The sequence below is a fragment of the Zongyangia sp. genome, from assembly GCF_965361945.1.
Map to the genome: position 1 here is coordinate 1 of NZ_CBDTOK010000027.1, position 2,884 is coordinate 2,884.

Sequence of the window (2,884 nt, forward strand, 5' to 3'; positions counted from 1 at the left end):
CGGCGCACGCGACTAAGTTACCCATTGCACCATAGCGCGAAATCCCCCGGCGGTAGCCGGCGGACCTGCGGTCAGCAAGTCGCGCCCACAGTTTTATCCGAGACACTGTTCGCGTTGCCCGCAGCTGCGTTGCGATTGATACATAAGCGCGATGACCCCCACCGGCAGGTGGTTCTGCGCTCATGCCGCGCGGGCACATCCTTTTCTATCAAGAAAAGGATGCAAAAGTGATCCAAGGGGTGCCCCCTTGGATATCCCCCTTATTGGGGCTCGCTGCTTTCCCGGCAGTATGGGCGGCGATTTTTCTCCCAATCCCGGGGGCCAACACCACTGGATTCCCCCGGGATGGTCCAAAAAATCGTCGGCTGCCGCCGAAACCGCCCACGCTCCTGCGGAGGACAAGTCGCACCCTGGGTTTTGTCGGTGACATTGCCGCGTCTCACGCGCGCCTACCGGCGAGGATGACGCGCCCTAAGTTTTATTTGTGACACTGCCGCGATGCCCGCAAATGGGTCTCGATTGACACCACAACGCGACTTCCTCCACCGGCAGGTGGTTCTGCGCTCATGCCGCGCGGGCACATCCTTTTCTCTCAAGAAAAGGATGCAAAAGTGATCCAAGGGGCTACCCCCTTGGATATCCCCCCTGATGGGGCTCGCTGCTTTCCCGCCAGTATGGGCGGCGATTTTTCTCCCAATCCCGGGGGCTAACACCACTGGATTCCCCCGGGATGGTCCAAAAAATCGTCGGCTGCCGCCGAAACCGCCCGTGCGCCTAGCGGCGAGGATGACGCGCCTTGGGTTTTGTTTACGACACCGCCGCGTTGCCCGCGTTTTTGTTACCAATGGCACTACAGCGCGATTTGGCTGCGGCGACTCGCCGCCCGCCCGGAAGGTGAAGAAACCGGCCCCCAACATTGGGAGCCGGTTTTCTTAATCATTCTATTTATTTTTATTTTCTCTTCTTAGAAAGGAGGATGCCGCCTACAGAGGCCGCTGCCAGCAGGGCAATGCCTGCCATCAGGGAGCTGTCGCCGGTATCCGGGTTGAGCTTATCTCCGCTGGTGGAACCATTGGCGCTGCCGGATCCGCTGGTGGAGCCGCCGGAGGAGCTGGGCCAATCCCAGTCGCTGCCGCCTACCTGACCCACGTTGGAGCCGGGAATGCTGGGAGGAGCTGTGGCGGGCAGGGTGACAGAAGCGGGGTCGAGCTCCTGGGCGCCGTTCTCGTCGGCAAAGCAAGCGCCGCAGCGCTCACAGCGCCAGTACTCAATGTTGCCCGCGGAGGTGGCGGTGGGTTCTACCTTCGGCACATGGACCAGGCTGTGACCACCGTAGTAGTCCTCGCAGATGTTGCGGAGGACCTGGCTGGTGGAAACCGCCGCGATCGCGTCCTCGCCTGGGACGGTGCCTTCCCCTACGCTGTTCAGGCCCGGGTTCTTATCGGAGTCAAAAGAGCAGCCGGTCAGGGTGGCGTCGTCCCAGTAGCCCACAAACCCGCCGGCGGGAATGGTGGGATGAGCGCCGGTGACCACTCCAGCCGCGTGGGAGTCGGTGATGGAGGGGGAAGTTCCGAGGTCAGTATTCCCTACACTGCCGGCAAAGCCGCCAACCTTGGGCTGGGCGGCCGTCAAGGTGCTTGTCACATCCCCATAGGCAACGCAGTCGGTGACGGTTCCATCTTCCAGGAACCCGGCAAAACCGCCCAGGTTCCAGTCAAATCCGGTGACATCCACGTCCGCCGTACAGTGATCAAACACGTCGGGTCCTTCAACACCGATGGAAGAAGAGTAGCCGACAAAGCCGCCCAAAGACCAGCCGCCGTCCACCGTGCCGGTGGCGGTGCAGTCGGTGAAGGTGGACATGCCAGAAATCCCCGCGAAGCCGCCCATGTTGGTGCCGCCGGAGATGGCTACGCCATCGGCGTGGCAATCGGTATAGGTAACGCGGGTTGAGTCACCCACAAGCCCGCCGATTTTGTTGGATCCATCCGTCATCTCACATACGATCGTGCCCGAGACGGTGACGTTTGAGATGTCGATGTTAAGCTCCGGATTGGCCATGACAAGTCCAGCCAGAATACCGGCGCTGTTTTCCATCAGGCCCTCTTCGGAAGTATAGATCGCCGCGTCCACAATGGTCAGATTCTTGACGCCCACGTCCAAATGGTCATCTTTGGAGCAATTGACATAGCCGAACAGACCGGCGACGCTTTTGGTTTCCCGCTCGTCCACATAGAGCCCGGAGATGGTCTTGCTGTTCCCGTCAAAGTTGCCGGAAAAAGCAAGGCTTGTACTAGTCCCATTTATCGGCCAAATATAAGTGCCGATGGGGGTCCACACATGGGCCGAGAGGTCCAGGTCAGCCTCCAGCCTGAAATAGGTGTTGCTGTATTTTTCCCCCGCTTTCACGTCCGCGGCGAGCTTGGCCAGCTGCTCTGCGGTGGCGATGAGATAGGGATCGTCCTTGGCGCCGGTGCCGCCGGCGAATGCGTCCGCCGCGTAGTCGGCCCAGTTGCCTTCCGGCGTCCCGTTGGCCGCGAATGCCACCGTGGGCAGCATGGCCAGGGCCAAGACCAGCACCGCGGCCAACAGGCCGCAGAGCAATTTTTTCATCCTCATCTTGCAAAACCCCTTTCTTTTCTGATGGAGGATTCCAACCCCTGCGGAAGGATTCCATAACCGAAAACCTCCAAAGGCGGGTACCCATGAAGGTGTATTAATAAAATAAGAATGCCATTCCTGCCCGATTTTGTCAAGGATTACTTTGAAGTCCTGAATGGACTTCCCCCAATCGTCTAAAATGCGGTATAATAGCAGTAAGCTATGATACATTTTACAATGAAATCTTCGGAAAGGAAGAAACTCATGGTATATTCTGAGAGTA

Annotated in this window: 1 protein-coding gene; it reads right to left on the reverse strand. The window is 58.9% G+C overall.

Annotated features, from left to right (window positions below):
* Positions 1–951: 951 nt before the first annotated feature.
* On the reverse strand, positions 952–2,613 hold the full coding sequence (locus ACZ25G_RS01655; RefSeq protein WP_463681320.1) for a GLUG motif-containing protein: 1,662 nt from the start codon (positions 2,611–2,613) through the stop codon (positions 952–954).
* Positions 2,614–2,884 lie beyond the last annotated feature (271 nt).

Bases quoted from the DNA above. Each gene is read 5' to 3' on its own strand.
- ACZ25G_RS01655 (WP_463681320.1), bottom strand. From the start codon at position 2,613: ATGAAAAAATTGCTCTGCGGCCTGTTGGCCGCGGTGCTGGTCTTGGCC.